At 71.4% G+C, this 16,414-nt stretch carries 19 protein-coding genes; 12 read left to right on the forward strand and 7 right to left on the reverse strand.

The annotated features are described in order from the left end of the window. The first annotated feature begins 1 nt into the window (after window position 1). On the forward strand, window positions 2–607 hold the full coding sequence (gene leuD / locus ABWV20_RS11125; protein WP_353355223.1) for a 3-isopropylmalate dehydratase small subunit: 606 nt from the start codon (window positions 2–4) through the stop codon (window positions 605–607). 240 nt (window positions 608–847) lie between these two features. Then, window positions 848–1,600: an HU family DNA-binding protein gene (locus tag ABWV20_RS11130; RefSeq protein WP_353355224.1), complete on the forward strand. Its 753-nt coding sequence runs from the start codon at window positions 848–850 to the stop codon at window positions 1,598–1,600. 64 nt (window positions 1,601–1,664) lie between these two features. On the opposite strand, the gene ABWV20_RS11135 is transcribed toward ABWV20_RS11130, so the two are convergent. Together ABWV20_RS11135 and cofC are read right to left on the reverse strand one after the other, a co-directional pair. Continuing rightward, the gene (locus ABWV20_RS11135) at window positions 1,665–1,877 is read right to left on the reverse strand and encodes a cold-shock protein (RefSeq protein ID WP_353355225.1); all 213 of its coding nucleotides are present in this window, start codon (window positions 1,875–1,877) and stop codon (window positions 1,665–1,667) included. After that, the gene (gene cofC / locus ABWV20_RS11140) at window positions 1,852–2,550 is read right to left on the reverse strand and encodes a 2-phospho-L-lactate guanylyltransferase (protein WP_353355226.1); all 699 of its coding nucleotides are present in this window, start codon (window positions 2,548–2,550) and stop codon (window positions 1,852–1,854) included. Before cofC ends, ABWV20_RS11135 begins: the two co-directional genes overlap by 26 nt. A gap of 115 nt (window positions 2,551–2,665) precedes the next feature. On the opposite strand from cofC, the gene ABWV20_RS11145 reads away from it, so the two are divergent. Both ABWV20_RS11145 and ABWV20_RS11150 read left to right on the forward strand, forming a co-directional pair. Continuing rightward, on the forward strand, window positions 2,666–3,463 hold the full coding sequence (locus tag ABWV20_RS11145; RefSeq protein WP_353355227.1) for a lysophospholipid acyltransferase family protein: 798 nt from the start codon (window positions 2,666–2,668) through the stop codon (window positions 3,461–3,463). Continuing rightward, window positions 3,460–4,458: an NAD(P)H-dependent glycerol-3-phosphate dehydrogenase gene (locus ABWV20_RS11150; protein ID WP_353355228.1), complete on the forward strand. Its 999-nt coding sequence runs from the start codon at window positions 3,460–3,462 to the stop codon at window positions 4,456–4,458. The genes ABWV20_RS11145 and ABWV20_RS11150 overlap by 4 nt, the downstream gene beginning before the upstream one ends. Before the next feature lie 289 nt (window positions 4,459–4,747). Here ABWV20_RS11150 and ABWV20_RS11155 read toward each other — a convergent pair whose 3' ends face one another. Continuing rightward, window positions 4,748–5,827, reverse strand: coding sequence for a trans-sulfuration enzyme family protein (locus ABWV20_RS11155; protein ID WP_353355229.1), 1,080 nt, complete (start codon window positions 5,825–5,827; stop codon window positions 4,748–4,750). Window positions 5,828–5,876: 49 nt separating this feature from the next. On the opposite strand from ABWV20_RS11155, the gene ABWV20_RS11160 reads away from it, so the two are divergent. Next, window positions 5,877–7,061: a D-alanine--D-alanine ligase family protein gene (locus ABWV20_RS11160; RefSeq protein WP_353355230.1), complete on the forward strand. Its 1,185-nt coding sequence runs from the start codon at window positions 5,877–5,879 to the stop codon at window positions 7,059–7,061. 33 nt (window positions 7,062–7,094) lie between these two features. Here the strand turns inward: ABWV20_RS11160 and ABWV20_RS11165 are convergent, their stop codons facing one another. Beyond that, a complete protein-coding gene (locus tag ABWV20_RS11165) occupies window positions 7,095–7,460 on the reverse strand; it encodes a DUF3515 family protein (protein WP_353355231.1) in 366 nt (121 codons plus the stop codon). Between the two features lie 209 nt (window positions 7,461–7,669). Beyond that, window positions 7,670–7,903 (reverse strand): Lrp/AsnC family transcriptional regulator, encoded by a 234-nt coding sequence (locus tag ABWV20_RS11170; protein WP_353355232.1) that lies wholly within the window; start codon window positions 7,901–7,903, stop codon window positions 7,670–7,672. 210 nt (window positions 7,904–8,113) lie between these two features. Here ABWV20_RS11170 and thiL point away from each other — a divergent pair, with 210 nt between their 5' ends. After that, window positions 8,114–9,124, forward strand: coding sequence for a thiamine-phosphate kinase (gene thiL / locus ABWV20_RS11175; RefSeq protein WP_353355233.1), 1,011 nt, complete (start codon window positions 8,114–8,116; stop codon window positions 9,122–9,124). 30 nt (window positions 9,125–9,154) lie between these two features. Here the strand turns inward: thiL and rpmB are convergent, their stop codons facing one another. Further along, window positions 9,155–9,343, reverse strand: coding sequence for a 50S ribosomal protein L28 (gene rpmB, locus ABWV20_RS11180; protein ID WP_353355234.1), 189 nt, complete (start codon window positions 9,341–9,343; stop codon window positions 9,155–9,157). Window positions 9,344–9,504: 161 nt separating this feature from the next. Beyond that, window positions 9,505–10,284, reverse strand: coding sequence for a fructosamine kinase family protein (locus tag ABWV20_RS11185; RefSeq protein WP_353355235.1), 780 nt, complete (start codon window positions 10,282–10,284; stop codon window positions 9,505–9,507). A gap of 129 nt (window positions 10,285–10,413) precedes the next feature. On the opposite strand from ABWV20_RS11185, the gene ABWV20_RS11190 reads away from it, so the two are divergent. From ABWV20_RS11190 to rpmF, 6 genes are all read left to right on the forward strand, one after another. Next, the gene (locus tag ABWV20_RS11190; RefSeq protein ID WP_353355236.1) at window positions 10,414–12,177 is read left to right on the forward strand and encodes a DAK2 domain-containing protein; all 1,764 of its coding nucleotides are present in this window, start codon (window positions 10,414–10,416) and stop codon (window positions 12,175–12,177) included. 1 nt (window position 12,178) lies between these two features. After that, window positions 12,179–14,449 carry an ATP-dependent DNA helicase RecG gene (locus tag ABWV20_RS11195; RefSeq protein WP_353355237.1) on the forward strand — a complete coding sequence of 757 codons (2,271 nt, stop codon included), beginning with the start codon at window positions 12,179–12,181 and terminating at the stop codon, window positions 14,447–14,449. Window position 14,450: 1 nt separating this feature from the next. Beyond that, window positions 14,451–15,032, forward strand: a complete 582-nt coding sequence (gene rsmD, locus ABWV20_RS11200; RefSeq protein WP_353355238.1) for a 16S rRNA (guanine(966)-N(2))-methyltransferase RsmD — start codon at window positions 14,451–14,453, stop codon at window positions 15,030–15,032. Window positions 15,033–15,042: 10 nt separating this feature from the next. Then, window positions 15,043–15,531: a pantetheine-phosphate adenylyltransferase gene (gene coaD / locus ABWV20_RS11205; RefSeq protein WP_353355239.1), complete on the forward strand. Its 489-nt coding sequence runs from the start codon at window positions 15,043–15,045 to the stop codon at window positions 15,529–15,531. A 94-nt stretch (window positions 15,532–15,625) separates the two neighbouring features. Next, window positions 15,626–16,201 (forward strand): YceD family protein, encoded by a 576-nt coding sequence (locus tag ABWV20_RS11210; protein WP_353355240.1) that lies wholly within the window; start codon window positions 15,626–15,628, stop codon window positions 16,199–16,201. Window position 16,202: 1 nt separating this feature from the next. Next, on the forward strand, window positions 16,203–16,397 hold the full coding sequence (gene rpmF, locus ABWV20_RS11215) for a 50S ribosomal protein L32 (RefSeq protein ID WP_353355241.1): 195 nt from the start codon (window positions 16,203–16,205) through the stop codon (window positions 16,395–16,397). Window positions 16,398–16,414 lie beyond the last annotated feature (17 nt).

Genomic DNA, 16,414 nt, shown 5'->3' on the forward strand with positions numbered 1-16,414 from the left:
CATGGAGAAGTTCGAGACCCACACGGGCATCGGGGTGCCGTTGCGCCGCAGCAACGTCGACACCGACCAGATCATCCCCGCCGAGTACCTCAAGCGGGTGACGCGGACGGGCTTCGAGGACGGCCTGTTCGCCGCCTGGCGCCGGGACGACTCCTTCGTCCTGAACAACCCGGTCTACGCGCAGGGTTCCGTCCTCGTCGCGGGCCCCGACTTCGGGACCGGCTCGAGCCGGGAGCATGCGGTCTGGGCCCTGATGAACTACGGCTTTCGCACCGTGATCAGCTCGCGCTTCGCCGACATCTTCCGGGGCAACAGCGGCAAGCAGGGTCTGCTCACGGCCGTCGTCTCTCAGGACAACGTCGAGCTGATCTGGAAGTACCTCGAGAACAACCCCGGCGCCGAGGTGACCGTCGACCTCCTGGCCAGGACGGTTTCCGCGGGGGAGATCGTCGCGCCGTTCGACATCGACGACTACACCAGGTGGCGCCTCCTCGAGGGCCTCGACGACATCGGGCTCACCCTGCGACATGAGGATGAGGTCTCCCGGTTCGAGCAGTCCCGGGCCGCGCACAAGCCGGTGACCATCCCTCCGACACCCGTTTCCTGAGACTTCGCTTCGGCCGATTTCGTTGCCGGACAAGCCAACCCGTGGTCTGCCCGCCGTCTCGGACGCCTCTCCTCACCCTGAGCCACCTTGCCGACGCCCGCCAAAGTCGTTGCGACACAACGGAAAGAACTGGCCTCAGGTGATGGACCTCGACCCCCGCACGGCCTAACGTCGTGGGTAACCGGACTCGATCCGGACGCAGGTCGGTCGCGCAAACCGACAGTCCTCTGGAGGGAAGACGTGAACAAGGCAGAACTGATCGGCGCCCTTGAGGCCAAGCTCGGCAGCCGCAGGGTTGCCTCTGAAGCTCTCGAGGCCGTCCTCGACATCGTCATCCGCGAGGTGGCGAGGGGCGGCAAGGTGGGAATCACGGGCTTCGGCACGTTCGAGCGGGCGGACCGCGCGGCGCGGACGGGTCGTAACCCCAAGACCGGTGACACGGTCAAGATCAAGAAGACGCGCATCCCCAAGTTCCGGGCGGGCACGAACTTCAAGGAGATCGTCTCCGGACAGAAGAAGCTGGCCAAGACCGGCTCCGCAGCGACTCGTGCCTCGGCCGGGACGGCTGCGGCGGCCCTGACGGGCGCGGCCGCAAAGAAGGCGGCGGCGAAGAAGGCCACCGCGAAGAAGGCGACGCCCGCGAAGGCCGCCGCGAAGAAGGCGACGCCGGCCAAGACCGCGGCGAAGTCAGCGGCGAAGTCGGCCGCGAAGTCAGCGGCGCGGACGACGGCCACGAAGGCGGCTGCCGCCACGTCGACGCCGACCAGGAAGACGGCAACGAAGTCGGCCGCCAAGACCGCGACCAGGTCCACCGCCACGGCCGCAACGTCAACCGCACGGTCGACCGCGTCGAAGGCGACCCCCGCGAAGAAGGCCTCCACCGCCAAGACGGCCGTGAAGACGGCAACGAAGACCGCAACGAAGACCGCAGCGAAGACGACCGCCAAGCGAGCTGCTGCCAAGCGCACCACCACTCGCAAGACGGCCGGCTGAGCCACGACCGCACGCACGTCGGAGTCCGACCTCGTTTGGTCGGGCTCCGACGCGACGTCCGGTGTCAGTAGGTGCCGTTGGCCGGCTCGATGCCGACGATCCGCACCGCCGTCACCCGGTCGTCGACCAGGTCGACGGTGAGCCGCTGGCCGACGCGGACCAGGCGCAGGCCGCTCCTCTCGAACGCCGCGTTGTCGAAGGGGAGCAGGACGCCGTCGTCACGGATCAGGCTGCCCGTCTGCGAGATGGGGTCAAAGGCGTGGACCGTTGCCTGCATGCGCCCATCCAAGCAGATCGAGACCCTCCACGGCGGCTCGGGTCGAGGATCCGGCGCCGAGCTCCAGCACGCGTGCCAGCGCGCCGACGTCGTCCACGTCGGTGCGCAGCCGCGGCAGGTCGAGCTCGAGTCGGGTGGCCCCGTCCGCGGCATGGCGGTCGGCGCTGCCCGCGCCGAAGCGAGAGGTGAAGCGGCCGCTGACGGCCGCCCGCAGGACCGTGCCCGTCCCCGCGGCGTCCGGGACGAAGGACTGCTGGTGGGCTGCGGCTGCGGCCAGTGCCTGCTCCAGGTCAGCCGGGGTGACGGCCGGCACGTCGCCGAGCAGGGCGGCGACCGCCTGGTGGGCGGGCGTGGCCGCCAGCCCCAGCGTTATGGCGGCGTTGAGTCCCCGGCCCGGGTCAGGGACGACGATCACGCCGTGTCTCGACCACTCGGTGGCCGTGATGAGGTCCGCCGTGACGAGGACGACGCGCGCTGCCCCGACGGTGAGCGTGGCGGTGCGCAGGGTGTCGCGCGCAAGTGCTCGGCTGAGCGCCTCGTGGTCGGCGCGCAGCCCCCTGCGGTCGAGGTCCCGCGCCAGTCGTGACTTGCCGACTGCTGCGGCCTTGACCGGGACGACGAGGTGCCACTCCGGCGGTCGGGTGGGCAGGGTGTCGGTGCGTGGCTGGCTCATGCTGGGCAGAATTCTCCCACCGGGGAGCCGGCCGCTCGACAGTGCGCCGCGAGGTGGACAAGATGAAGGCCCATGGCGCTCCCTCCCGGGGCGCCCCGAAGAGAGGTGCCGACGAGTGAGAGGTGCGCGCCCCACGCGGCTGCCCATGGCCTACCGGTTCGCAGCGTTCCTGCTGCGTCCGCTGCTCATGGCTCTGACCAAGCGGGAGTGGCGCGGCGTCGAGCACCTCCCGGCGACCGGCGGTTTCGTCGTCTCCCCGAACCACATCTCCTACGTCGACCCGCTGATCTTCGCGCACTTCATGTACGACAACCGGCGCGAGGCGTACTTCCTGGCCAAGGAGAGCCTCTTCACGATTCCCGGGGTCGGCTGGGTGATCCGCCGGGCCGGGCAGATCCCCGTCTACCGCAACTCGGTCGCCGCCGCCCAGGCGTACCGCGCCGCGGTGGCCGCGGTGCGAGAAGGCAAGGCGGTGGCGATCTTCCCCGAGGGCACGATCACCCGGGACCCGGACCTCTGGCCGATGCGGGGCAAGACAGGGGCGGCCCGGGTGGCGCTGGAGACCAGGTGCCCCCTCATCCCCGTGGCGCAGTGGGGGCCGGAGGAGATCCTCTCGCCGTACGGCCACCGGCCGAGGCTGTTCCCCCGCAAGACGATGCACCTGCTGGCCGGGCCGCCGGTCGACCTGTCCGACCTCTACGACCGACCGATCGACACCCGGACCCTGCGCGAGGCCACCGACCGGCTGATGGACCGCATCACCGAGCTGCTCGAGGAGATCCGCGGCGAGGAGCACACCCATGAGCGCTTCGACCCGCGCCAGCACGGGGTGCCCGAGATCGGTGACCCGATGAAGCACCACGAGCTCGGGCGTTCGCAGCCCGGCACGACAACCGAAGGAGAGCCAGCGTGACCCGCGTGGCAGTGATGAGCGCCGGCAGCTGGGGCACCGCCTTCGCCTCGCTCCTCGCCGAAGCCGGCAGCCAGGTGACGATGTGGGCACGCCGTCAGGAGGTCGTCGACCAGATCAACGCCGGCCGCAACCGCGACTACCTGCCGGACCTCGAGCTGCCGGACACGATCCGGGCGACGGCGGATCCGGCGGAGGCCTGTCACGGAGCCGAGATCGTGGTGCTCGCCGTGCCGTCGCAGACGCTCCGAGCCAACCTCGCCGAGTGGGGCGATGCGATGCCGGCCGGAGCCGACATCGTCTCCCTCATGAAAGGTGTCGAGCTCGGCACGACGCTGCGGATGAGCGAGGTGATCGGCCAGGTCGCCGGGGTCGAGCAGGAGCGCATCGTCGTCGTGTCAGGTCCCAACCTCGCCAAGGAGATCGCCCTCCACCAGCCGGCCGCGAGCACTGTCGCGTGCGTGGACCTCGCCGCCGCCGAGCGCGTCGCCGCCGCGTGCGCGTCGCGGGTCTTCCGCCCGTACACGACCCACGACGTCGTCGGCACCGAGATCTGCGGCGCCACGAAGAACGTCGTCGGGCTCGCCGTGGGCATGGCCGAGGGGATGGGGTTCGGCGACAACACGAAGGCGACGATCATCACCCGCGGGCTGGCCGAGACCACCCGGCTCGGCCTCGCTCTCGGCGCGGAGCCACAGACGTTCCTCGGGCTCGCCGGCGTCGGTGACCTCATCGCGACGTGCATGTCGCCGTTGTCGCGCAACCACTCGTTCGGCGTCATGCTCGGCCGTGGGCTGACGGTCGAGCAGGCCACCGAGGAGATGAAGCAGACGACCGAAGGGGTCAAGTCCTGCGAGTCGATCCTCAGCCTGGCCCAGCACCACGGCGTCGACATGCCGATCGTGGAACAGGTCGTCGGGGTCGTCCGCGACGGCGACCCGGTCACCGAGGTGGGCCCGAGGCTGATGGCCCGAGACCTCAAGTCGGAGCACCACTAGGCCGTATGCCGCTGGGCTCGCCGCCGCTCCGACGTGCCCTCCCGGCCACCGCCGTCCCGAGCTCGAGTGGCCCGACCGTCCACAGGGTGCGTGTGCACACCGAGGCCACTCGAGTGGCCTGACCGTCCACAGGGTGCGTGTGCACACCGAGGCCACTCGAGTGGCCTGACCGTCCACAAGGTGCGTGTGCACACCGAGGCCACTCGAGTGGTGTTGGCGGGCCGGTGAAGGGACGGGCCGCGAAACGGAGCGAGCGTGCGGGAGCCCGCTCAGCGGCATACGGCGTCGCTCAGAGGACGGTGCGCAGCGCCCGGTCCAAGTCGGTCCAGAGGTCCTCGACGTGCTCGATGCCGACGGAGAGCCGGACGAGGTTGGGCGGGACGGTCGCCGGCTCCGCGGGCTGGCGACGGCGCCGCTCGAGCTGGGACTCGACCCCTCCCAAGCTCGTGGAGTGCAGCCAGACGCGCGTCGCCGCACACACCCGCTCGGCCGCATCGGCGTCGCCGGCGACGTCGATGGACAGCATCGCGCCGGACCCCGGATAACGGACCCGCTCCAGGGCTGGATGGCCCTCGAGCCGCGCGGCGAGCTCGGCGGCGCTGGCGCAGGCCCGCTCGTAGCGCACTCCGAGGGTGCGCAGCCCGCGCAGGCCGAGGTAGACCTCCATCGGACCGGCGATGGCGCCGTGCAGCGTGCGGTGGCGATGCAGGCGGGTTCCCAGCTCGGAGCCGCGCTCGTCGCTCGCGACCACGGTGACCCCGAGGAGCACGTCGCTGTGCCCGGCGATGTACTTCGTCGCAGAGTGCACGACGACGTCGGCCCCCAGGCTGAGTGGCCGGCACCCGAGCGGCGTGGGGAGCGTGTTGTCGACGACGCTGAGCACCCCCTGTGAGCGGGCGGCGTCGAGCACGGCCGGAAGGTCCATGACGTCCATGAGCGGGTTCGTCGGCGACTCGAGCCACACGAGATCGGCGCCGGCGAGGTCGGCCACGAAACCCTCGGTGTCGGTGGCGTGTCGACGACGGACCGTGCCACCGGCCTTCTCGAAGTCCTCGAGGAGCAGGACCGTCCCGTTGTACGTCGTGTCCGGGGCGACGATCGTCCCGCCGGGCGGCACGAGCGCGAGTGCCGCCGCGATGGCGCCCATCCCGGAGGCGTGGACGAGCGCCCGGCCCCCCTCGAGCTCGCCGATGGCCGCCTCGAAGGCATCCCAGGTGGGGTTGCCGACACGGGCGTAGTTGACGGCCGCATCGGGGATGTAGGTCGACGAGAGCACCACGGGAGGGTTCACCGGGCCGCCCGGCACGTGGGCCGGCCGACCTGCCGAGACGAGGATGGTGTCGACGTGGAAGGCGGGAGTCTCGCTCACCGCGTCAGCCTACGGGCCACCCCTGACCACCCGTATAGAGTCTCGTCTGATGACCAGCGACCAGCCCGTGCAGCCAAGCGATCCGGACCAGCGCGACGCCGTCGACGCCGCGTCGAACGGACACCGGGGTCGCCGGCCCCGCGTCGCCATCGTCTTCGGTGGCCGCTCCTCGGAGCATGCGGTGTCGTGCGCCACCGCCGCCGGGGTGATGCGTGCGATCGACCGGGACAAGTACGACATCGTCCCGATCGGGGTGTCGAGGGACGGCCAGTGGGTGCTCGTCGCGGACGACCCTGCCCGGTTCGAGCTGACCGCGGGACGCACCCCAGAGGTGCTCCCCGACCGGGCCCACGTCGTCCTGCCCCTGTCGACCCGCGAGACCGGGTTGACCATCCTCGAGGCCGGCCAGCCGCCCAAGGAGCTCGGCGACGTCGACGTCGTGCTGCCCCTGCTCCACGGCCCCTTCGGTGAGGACGGGACGCTCCAGGGCTTCCTCGAGCTCTCCGACATCCGCTATGTCGGGTCCGGGGTCTTCGCCTCGGCGGCCGGGATGGACAAGCACTACATGAAGGTCGTGTTCGCGGGCCACGGCCTCCCGGTCGGCCCCTACACCGTCATCACGGACCGGGCCTGGCGATCCGACCCGGCCGCCGCGCTGGACTCCTGCTCCGCCCTGGGTCTCCCGCTCTTCGTCAAGCCGGCGCGGGCCGGTTCGTCCATGGGCATCAGCAAGGTCGACGACCCAGCGCTCCTCGAGACGGCCATCGAGCAGGCCAGGGAGCACGACCCCAAGGTCATCGTCGAGGCCGCCATCCGGGGCCGCGAGATCGAGTGCGCCGTCCTCGAGGGGCACGGCACCGACGCTCCCCGAACCTCACAGGTCGGTGAGGTCGCGGTCCATGACAACCACGCGTTCTACGACTACGAGGCGAAGTACCTCGCCGAGGCCGACGTCGACCTGACGTGCCCCGCCGAGGTGCCCTCGCACATCTCCGACGAGGTCCGGCGCCTCTCCGCTGCGGCCTTCGAGGCGCTCGGCTGCGAGGGCCTGGCCCGGGTGGACTGCTTCTACACCGACGACGGTCGGGTCCTCATCAACGAGATCAACACCATGCCGGGCTTCACCCCGCACTCGATGTATCCCCGCATGTGGGCCGCCTCAGGGCTGACCTACACCGAGCTCATCGATGAGCTCGTCTCACTGGCCCTCGAGCGCCGCACCGGGCTGCGCTGAACGTCCCCGGCTGCCGTGTGCGGCCGGGACAGATCAGGAGCAGCGTCGACCGGTCTCGGGCAGGGCGCGGGCAGTGTCGCCGAAGGCCGGCAGGAGGAGGGGGACCGGGCCGTGCGCCTCCGGGACCAGCACCTCGATGGCCGGCTCGCGCCCGTAGGTGACGGCCGCCGTGCCGTCGGACAGCTGGCGGACGACCCAGTCGACACCGTCGACTGCGACGCACGAGTCCACGGTCGGGGCGGGTGCCGGGAGCCCGCACCGGGCAATGATGGGTGGATCGCCCCAGGCCGCCAGCGAGGGGTCGTCGGGAGCCGTCGGCACCGACGGCAGCCCACTGACCTCCGTCGGCCACCGAGCGGACGAGCAGGCCGGCTCGTCGGCCAGCGGCGCGAGGCTCACCTCAGGTGCGGATGAGCACGCGGCTGCCAGGAGCAGGGCTCCCAGGGTCGCCGCAGCGGTCCTGAAGCGCCTCGTCCCGGGACTGGAACGAGGGGAGCGCGCCAGCGGCATCATGGGTGCACGGACCGACGGGACCCGGGCTTCATGCAGCGGCGACCCTCCGGTGTCGACGAGACGAGTGGTCCAGACGGGCGCCTCCGACGTGCGCGTCAGACGTGCACCACGGTGCAGGTCAGGGTCCGCGTGATGCCCGGCACGTCCTGGAGCTTGGCGATGACGAGGCGCCCCAGGTCGTCCACGTTGGCCGCCTCGACCCGCGCAATGACGTCGTAGGGGCCGGTCACGTCCTCGGCCAGCGTCACGCCGCTGATGCCGGCGATCGCCTCCGCAACCGTCGCCGCCTTGCCGACCTCGGTCTGGATCAGGATGTAGGCCTGGACCACGTGTCACCTCACTGTGTTGACGAACCTGCGCTTGTCTTCCGGTGGGGAGCCGGCTCCCACGGCCCACGCCCTCGGCTCGCACGACGGCAGGGTGCCGCGGAGGGAGCCGATGTGCCAAGGGCCGTGCTCTGACGCTACCTTGCCATGGGACGTCTCGTCCCATGGAAACCGGCGCGATCGGTGCCGAACCGCGATGAAGAGGTGTGATTCGTGTCAAGCCGGCCCGGACCCAGCCTGACGGGTGGCACACCCCTCCGTGGCCTCGACGAGGAGGAGGTCCTCGGTCGGATCCTCCCGTTGTTCCGTCCCGTCGCCGGCCTCATCGTGCCTCCGGGTGACGATGCCGCCGTCATGTCGACCGAGGACCGGACCATCGTGACGACGGACACCGTGGTCCTCGGTCGGGACTGGCTCGATGCGTGGTCGTCGGGAGCGGACGTCGGCACCAAGGTCGTGGCCCAGAACCTCGCGGATGTGGCGGCGATGGGTGGCCGCCCCACCGGGGTGCTCGTCACGCTGGTCGCCGACCCGATGACCTCCCTCGAGTGGGTGGTCGACCTGGCCCGGGGGATCGCCGACGCGTGCGACCGGGTGGGCGTCGCGGTGCTCGGCGGAGACCTGTCATCGGCGCCGCCCGGGGTCGTCATGGTGTCCGTCACCGCGCTCGGCAACCTGGCCGACGTCGACGCCTCCCCGGTCCTGCGATCCGGCGCGCGCCCCGGGGACCGGCTCGCGGTCCGTGGGTCGCTCGGCCTCGCCGCAGCCGGCCTGCACCTGCTGATGCACGACCGGGCTGACCGGCACCCGGAGGCAGTGGCCGTCCAGCGGCGCCCCACCCCACCCCTTGAGGCCGGACCGCAGGCGGCGGCTGCTGGGGCCAGCGCGATGCTCGACGTCTCGGACGGCCTGATGCGAGACGGTGGCCGAATCGCCCGCGCGAGCGGTGTCGTCCTCGAGCTCGACCGGCGCTCACTGGGAGATGACGTGGCGCGGATCGCCGACGCGGTCGGCGAGGAGACCGCCTGGGACTGCGTCCTGGCCGGTGGCGAGGAGCACTCGCTGCTCGCGACCTTCCCACGAGGCATTCCGACCGGCTGGAGGGTCATCGGCGCGGTGCGCGCGCCGTCGGAGGGAGAGGCGCCGGGTGTCCTCATCGAGGGTCGGCAGCCCCGGCAGACCGGATGGGACCACTTCAGAAATGGCGAAGGCCGGCGTCCCTGACGGGAGCCGGCCTCGCGAAGGCGGATGCGGTCAGCGAACGACCTTGCCCGCCTTCAGGCATGAGGTGCAGACGTTGATGCGCTTCGGCGTCACACCGCCCACCAGCGTCCGAACGCGCTGGATGTTGGGGTTCCAGCGGCGCTTGGTGCGGCGGTGCGAGTGCGAGATGTTGTGACCGAAGCTCGGTCCCTTGCCGCAGACGTCGCAGTTGGCAGCCACGGGTATCTCCTGAATGTCGGGGTCTTGATCACGTACTGGTGCCCCCGTCAGCACCGGCTCGGCGCTCGGCACGTCCGCGGGGCGTGCTTCACCCGCTCGACGCGAAGGGAACCGGTCAAGAGTAGCCGACCGGAGCCCGACTCAACAAAACGGCGACGTCGTCAGGCGACGGCCCGGGCCGCCTCGACGAGTCCTCGGGCATAGCTGGGGCCATGGGAGGCCGTGTGGGTGGCGAGCGGATGGAGCTGGTGCAGGGGGACCAGGCGGCGCCAGCCCGCGGTGAGCCCTGCGGTGTCGGCGTACGAACCGAGGACCCGATCGAGATGAGGACAGCCGAAGAGCATCAGCATGGCGATGTCGGTGAGGCCGTGGCCGCCATGGGCAGCAGGGTCGATGAGAACGGCCCCGTCGGGGGTGAAGACGATGTTGCCCGCCCACAGGTCGCCGTGGATCCGAGCGGGAGGGCGGCCGTCGTCATAGTCGCCCGCCGCGATGCGGTCACAGAGGGCGTCGACCAGCCTCGCGTCACCGGGGTCGAGGTGGCCGACGTCCACGGCCCTGCGGACGAAGGGGCGGACGCGCTGCTCGGCGAAGTAGCGCCCCCACGACGGCTCCGGGTCGTTGCTCTGCGGCTGTCTGCCGATCCACGCAGGCCCGACCCATCCAGCCGGAGGCGCACCGAATGCAGGTGCACCTGTGGCATGCGTGACGGCGAGGGCGGCTCCGAGCGCTGCGGACGCCGCCGCGGTCGCACCAGCCGCGCTGAGATGTCGCAGGTCGATGTGCCGTCGTCCCACGCCGACCACCTCGACCACCTTCGCCCCGTCGACGGGCTCCGCCTCGGCGAGCCACCGAAGTCCCGCAGCCTCGGCCCGGAAGAAGCCATCAGGCGCATCCGCTCTGGTCTTGCGGTGGATGCCGGGTGCGGGTCGGGTGGGCACGGGACAACGCTAGAGGGCCACGGCGCCAGAGCGTCGGGACGACGCAGTAGCCTGCCGAACACGACCTCTGGTCACGGAGGGTCACCCGAGCGCGGCGCGGACCGGTGCGGATGGAGCGGAAGGAGCCGGATGGCTGGCGGGTCAGTGAGCCCGGTGGGGGCCCTCGAGGCCCTTGACGTCAATGCGGTGCGCCGCTGGGCCGTCCTCGTCCGGTCCGTCCTCGCCGCGCGGCGTGCCGAGATCGACGCCCTGAACGTCTTCCCGGTGCCCGACGGCGACACGGGCACCAACCTCTACCTCACCTTCGACGCGGCCATCGACCGGATGCTCACCGGCTCGGCGGACCAACCGCCTCCGGAGAACGTCGCGCACCTGCTCAAGGACTTCGCGGCCAACATGCTGTGGACAGCTCGCGGCAACTCTGGGGTGATCCTGAGCCAGCTCGTCCGGGGTCTCGCCGAGGGGGTCGGAGACAGCGCAGAGGTTCGCGCGAGCGACCTCGCATCGGGGCTCGCCCGGGCCGACGAGCGGGCCTGGCAGGGCGTGACCGACCCGAAGGAGGGGACCATCCTGTCGGTGTCCCGGGCCGCAGCCCTGGCTGCGGGCGGCGCCGACACGCGGGACGGGGCCGTCGGCCTGCATCCTCTGACGGTGCGCGTGCTCGAGGCGGCCCAGGAGGCCCTGGCGCGGACTCCGGAGCAGCTGCCCGTCCTCGCCCGGGCCGGGGTCGTCGATGCCGGCGGCGCCGGTCTGGTCCTCGTCCTGGAGTGCCTCGAGCGGCTGGCTGCCGGCGACGACGGCAGGGTCGTCCTCGGTCTGTCGTCCTCTGACCGCCGGGGCCCTGCGCACCCGGACCACCGGCCGCCGCAGGTCACCCGGCCGCTTGACGCAGACCTCGTGGGTCCGGGGGAGCCTCCCGGCCCTGAGTACGAGGTGATGTACCTGCTCGCCGTGGAGGACGAGGTGCTCGTCGGCGGCCTCCGCGATCGCCTCGTCGAGCTCGGCGACTCGGTCCTCGTCGTGGGCGGCGACGGGGAGTGGAACGTCCATGCCCACGTCGACGACCCCGGGGCTGCCGTCGAGGCCGGGATCGAGGCGGGGCGGCCGCACCGGATCCGCATCACCCGGCTGATCAGCGACCTCCCCGCCGTGTCCAGTGGTGGCACCGACGCGGCGGGCCGACCCGGAGCCGAGGCGGCCACGGCCGGGGACGTCCAGGGGGCGCTGACCGGCGTCGTCGCGTGCGCCGCGGGGCGGGGCCTGGCCGACGTCTTCGAGGAGGTCGGAGCCGTCGTCCTCTCGTCCGGCCCGGGACACCGAGCCACCACCGGTCAGTTCATCGAGGCCATCCGCAGGCAGCACGCGACCGGAGTCAGGGGGGTCATCGTCCTGCCCAACGACGCCGACACCGAGCTGGCGGCGGCAGCAGCCGCCCGTGTCGTGGCCGACGAAGGGATCGAGGCGCACGTCGTCCGGGCCCGGACCGCGGTCCAGGGCGTGGCGGCGGTGGCGGTCCTCGACCGCCACCTCGGCCCCGCGACCAACCTTGTCGCCATGCAGGCCGCTGCAGCCGGCACCCGACACGGGGCCGTCACGATCGCCAACCGGGTGGGCCTGACCAGCGGCGGCCCGTGTCAGCCGGGCGATGTGCTGGGGGTCGTCGACGGTGACATCGTCATCGTCGGCTCCGACCAGCTCACGGTCGCCCGGGAGGTGGTGCACCGGCTCCTGTCGAGCGGCGGGGAGCTGGTCACCCTCGTGCTCGGGGACTCGGCTCCCGACGGTCTCGTGGCCGCCGTCGAGGCGACCGCCCGCCAAGCCCACCGCGGTGTCGAGGTGAGCGTCATCGACGGGGGCCAGCCGGTCTACACCGCCTTGGTCGGAGTCGAGTGAGATGGTGCTGCTCACCGAGGAGTCGCCGTTGACCAAGCTGCTGAAGAAGGCGGACGCGGCGGCGATGGCCAAGAACAAGGGGGTCGAGACGATCGGCGACCTGCTCGAGTTCGTCCCTCGCAAGTACCTCCCGCCCAACGAGCTCACCGACCTGTCACGGCTGCGCGTGGGGGAGAACGTCCTCATCGTCGCAGAGGTCGCGGCCGCGACGACCCGGCCCATGCGCAACCGACGCGGACAGCTGCTCAACGTCGTGCTGGCGGACTCCGCGGGCCACCAGCTCGAGGTGACCTTCTTCAACGCCTACGGGCACGAACGGAAGCTCCGCCCGGGGGTGCGCGGGTTCTTCATCGGCCAGATCGGCTCCTACGGCCGGCGGCTGCAGCTGACCCATCCGGACTATGAGCTGATCGACGAGCAGGACACGGCCGGGGAGATCGAGTACTACCGGACGCACTGGGTGCCGGTCTACTCCACGACGGGCAAGCTCAATGCCTTCCGGATGCGCAAGCTCGTCCACCAGGCACTGGACACGGTCGACCGGGTCCGCGAGCCCGTGCCCGACGAGGTCCGCGAGCGCCGGTCACTGCTCGGCCGGGCCGAAGCCCTGGAGCTGGTGCACCGGCCGCCCCTGACGAAGCGTCCGGACGCCGGGGTGCGGCGCCTGAAGTACGACGAGGCGTTCGTCCTCCAGACCATCCTCGCCCAGCGTCGCAAGGCCTCGGAGGCGCTCGTCGGCACCCCGCGGCGGCCGCGCCCGGACGGCCTGCTCGCTGCCTTCGACGACCGCCTTCCCTTCGAGCTCACCGACGGCCAGCGCGCGATCGGGGAGGTCCTGCTCGAGGAGCTGGGCCGGGAGCGCCCGATGCACCGGCTGCTCCAGGGGGAGGTCGGCTCCGGCAAGACCGTGGTGGCCCTGCGGGCGATGCTCGCTGCGGTCGACTCCGGGGGACAGGCAGCCCTGCTCGCGCCGACGGAGGTCCTCGCCGCGCAACACCACCGGTCCATCTCGGCACTGCTCGGCGACCTGGCGGTGCGCGGCATGCTCGGCGGCCGCGACATCGGGACCAGGCTCGCGCTGCTGACCGGCAGCCAGAGCGCGGGTGCAAGGCGTGCAGCGCTGCTCGACGCGGCGTCCGGCGAGGCAGGAATCGTCATCGGCACCCACGCCCTCATCCAGAAGCACGTGCAGTTCGCCGACCTCGCCCTCGTCGTCGTGGACGAGCAGCACCGGTTCGGCGTCGAGCAGCGGGACGCGCTGCGGGAGAAGGGGGTGGCGCCGCCACACGTGCTCGTCATGACGGCGACCCCGATCCCCCGGACCGTGGCGATGACCGTCTTCGGGGACATGGAGACCTCGACGCTGCGAGAGCTTCCCCGCGGGCGGTCCCCGATCGCCACCCACGTCGTCAAGGCCGACCGGCCGGCCTGGATGCAGCGGACCTGGCAACGCGTCGCCGAGGAGGTCGCCAAGGGCCACCAGGCCTACGTCGTGTGTCCTCGGATCGGTGAGCCCGACCCCGGGTCGATCCTCTCGTCCGACACCTCGGAGGAGGACGCGTCCGACTGGGAGCCGGTCAACTGGTCCGAGGCCGACTGGTCAGAGGCCGACTGGGGCGACGACGGGGAGGGGCAGCCCGCCCAACCACCGTCCGAGCTCACCGGTGTCTACACGATGTGGCACGAGCTGACGACCAAGCCGGAGCTGGAGGGGGTCCGCATCGGCGTCCTGCACGGCCGGCTCGACCCCGAGACGAAGGAGGCGACCATGCGCGCCTTCGGTGCCGGCGACATCGACGTGCTCGTCGCCACGACGGTCATCGAGGTCGGGGTCGACGTCCCCAACGCGTCGGTCATGGTCGTCGTCGACGCCGACCGTTTCGGCATCTCCCAGCTGCACCAGCTGCGGGGTCGGGTCGGCCGAGGGTCCGTGCCGGGGCTCTGTCTGCTCCTGACCAAGGACCCGGGGGAGCGGGCGGCCGAACGCCTCGACATGGTGGCCAGCACCACCGACGGCTTCGAGCTCGCGCGTGCCGACCTGCAGTTCCGGCGAGAGGGAGACGTCCTGGGAGCCCGCCAGAGCGGCCGGGGCAGCTCCATCCGGCACCTACGGCTCACGCGGGCGGAGGACGAGGAGATCATCGCCGAGGCGCGCGAGGACGCCTTCGAGCTCGTCGAGGCCGACCCGGACCTCCGCGTCCATCCCGCTCTGGCAGCGGCCGTCGCCACCCGCCTCGACGAGGACCAGGCCGTCTGGCTCGAGCGGGGGTGAGATGACGAGGATCATCAGCGGCTCAGCAGGTGGCCGCACGTTACGCACACCGCCCGGCACCGGGACCCGGCCGACCTCGGACCGGGTTCGCGAGGCCCTCTTCAGCCGGCTCGAGCACCACGGTCTGCTCGACAGCACCCACGTGCTCGACCTCTATGCCGGGTCCGGCGCTCTCGGGCTCGAGGCAGCGAGCCGGGGCGCCTCGATCGTCCTCCTCGTCGAGGCGGACAAGAAGGTGGCCGAGGTCATCGCGCGCAACATCGAGATCGTCGGGGTGCCCGGCGTGCGCGTCGTCACCGACACGGTCGAGCGGGTCCTTCGGGCCGGCCCGCCGGCCGGGATCAGGATGGACCTCGTCTTCCTCGACCCGCCCTACGACGTGGGGGAGGCCGCACTCACCGGCGTGCTCACGGCCCTCGTCGAGCAGGGGTGGCTCGGTCCGGAGGCCTTCGTCGTGGTCGAACGCTCCACCCGCTCGCCCCAACCGACCTGGCCGCCGGGCCTGGAGCTGTCTGGCGAGAAACGGTACGGCGAGACGACCATCTGGTTCGCCGAGCCTCCCCTGAGCGGTGGGGTCGCGTAGGTTGAGCACCGTGACGACCGACCTGCGCCGCTGCCTGTGTCCCGGCTCCTACGACCCGGTCACCAACGGGCACGTGGACGTCATCGAGCGGGCAGCGGCCCTCTTCGACGAGGTCGTCGTCGCCGTCCTGCACAACGAGGCGAAGCGGGGCACGTTCACCATCGACGAGCGGCTCGACCTCCTTCACACCTCGCTCGGCCACCTGGACAACGTGCGGATCGCAGCCTGGGCTGACCGGCTCGTCGTCGACGTGTGCCTCGAGGTGGGCGCCACGTCCATGGTCAAGGGGCTCCGGGGCGGGACGGATTTCGCCTACGAACTGCCGATGGCCCACATGAACCGCCACCTCACCGGCGTCGAGACGCTCTTTCTCTCCTCGGCCCCCGACCTCCAGCACGTGTCGAGCTCCCTCATCAAGGAAGTCGTCCGCTTCGGCGGCGACGTCTCGGGGCTGGTCCCTGACGCAGTGCTCGAGGCACTGCAGTCACGGATGCGCTGATTTGGGTCGCACCGACCCGCTCCGGTAGCCTTGGACGTCGGTCCACGTCTGTCTTGGCGCGGACCGAACCCACATCTACCGCTGTGCAGGAGTCATGGACCGTCCCGATCCCCGTTCGCCCCTGGTGCTCGACACCAGGGAGCTGTACCGGCGACCCGGGACGATGCACGAGCTCCAGCGCACCGTGGTGCTCCCCGAGGACCTCGGCACCGATGTCATCGCGATCAAGGCCGGCTCGCCGGTCGAGATCGAGGTGCGGCTCGAGTCGGTCGTCGAGGGAGTGCTCGTCACGGGTTCGGTCTCCGGCACGGCGACCGGTGCCTGCGTGCGGTGCCTGGATCCGGTCGAGCTCCCGCTCGTCGTAGGATTCCAGGAGCTGTTCGCCTACACCGATCGGGCGGCGCACCACCACGAGGTGGCGGGCGACTCGGACGAGGACGACGTGTACGAGCTCGTGGACGACCTGGTCGACCTCGAGACCGTGCTCCGGGACGCGGTCGTGCCCGCGCTGCCGTTCCAACCGGTGTGCCGGGACGACTGTCCGGGGCTGTGCTCCGAGTGCGGGGCTCGCCTCGCCGACGACCCGGACCACCACCATGAAGTGATCGACCCCCGATGGTCTTCCCTCAGCGGTCTGCTGGCGGACGACCCGCAAGAGAAGAGGAACTGACGTGGCTGTCCCGAAGCGGAAGATGTCGCGGTCCAACACCCGTTCGCGTCGCGCGAACTGGAAGGCAACGCCGACCACGCTGACCACGTGCCCCCAGTGCGGTGCAGCTGCCCAGCCGCACATCGCGTGCCCGTCCTGCGGGACGTACAAGGGCCGTTACTACGCCGTCGCCGAGCGCACCGAGCACCAGGCCTGACCCGGCCGTGGGCAGCC

It is taken from the genome of Intrasporangium sp. DVR (genome assembly GCF_040365325.1).
Classification (GTDB): Bacteria; Actinomycetota; Actinomycetes; order Actinomycetales; family Dermatophilaceae; genus Intrasporangium.

Excerpts from the sequence above, each read along its gene's own strand:
- leuD (WP_353355223.1), top strand. The coding sequence starts at position 2 with ATGGAGAAGTTCGAGACCCACACGGGCATCGGGGTGCCGTTGCGCCGC.
- ABWV20_RS11135 (WP_353355225.1), bottom strand. The coding sequence starts at position 1,877 with ATGCAGGCAACGGTCCACGCCTTTGACCCCATCTCGCAGACGGGCAGC.
- cofC (WP_353355226.1), bottom strand. The coding sequence starts at position 2,550 with ATGAGCCAGCCACGCACCGACACCCTGCCCACCCGACCGCCGGAGTGG.
- ABWV20_RS11160 (WP_353355230.1), top strand. The coding sequence starts at position 5,877 with ATGACCAGCGACCAGCCCGTGCAGCCAAGCGATCCGGACCAGCGCGAC.
- ABWV20_RS11190 (WP_353355236.1), top strand. The coding sequence starts at position 10,414 with ATGGCTGGCGGGTCAGTGAGCCCGGTGGGGGCCCTCGAGGCCCTTGAC.
- ABWV20_RS11195 (WP_353355237.1), top strand. The coding sequence starts at position 12,179 with ATGGTGCTGCTCACCGAGGAGTCGCCGTTGACCAAGCTGCTGAAGAAG.
- rsmD (WP_353355238.1), top strand. The coding sequence starts at position 14,451 with ATGACGAGGATCATCAGCGGCTCAGCAGGTGGCCGCACGTTACGCACA.
- ABWV20_RS11210 (WP_353355240.1), top strand. The coding sequence starts at position 15,626 with ATGGACCGTCCCGATCCCCGTTCGCCCCTGGTGCTCGACACCAGGGAG.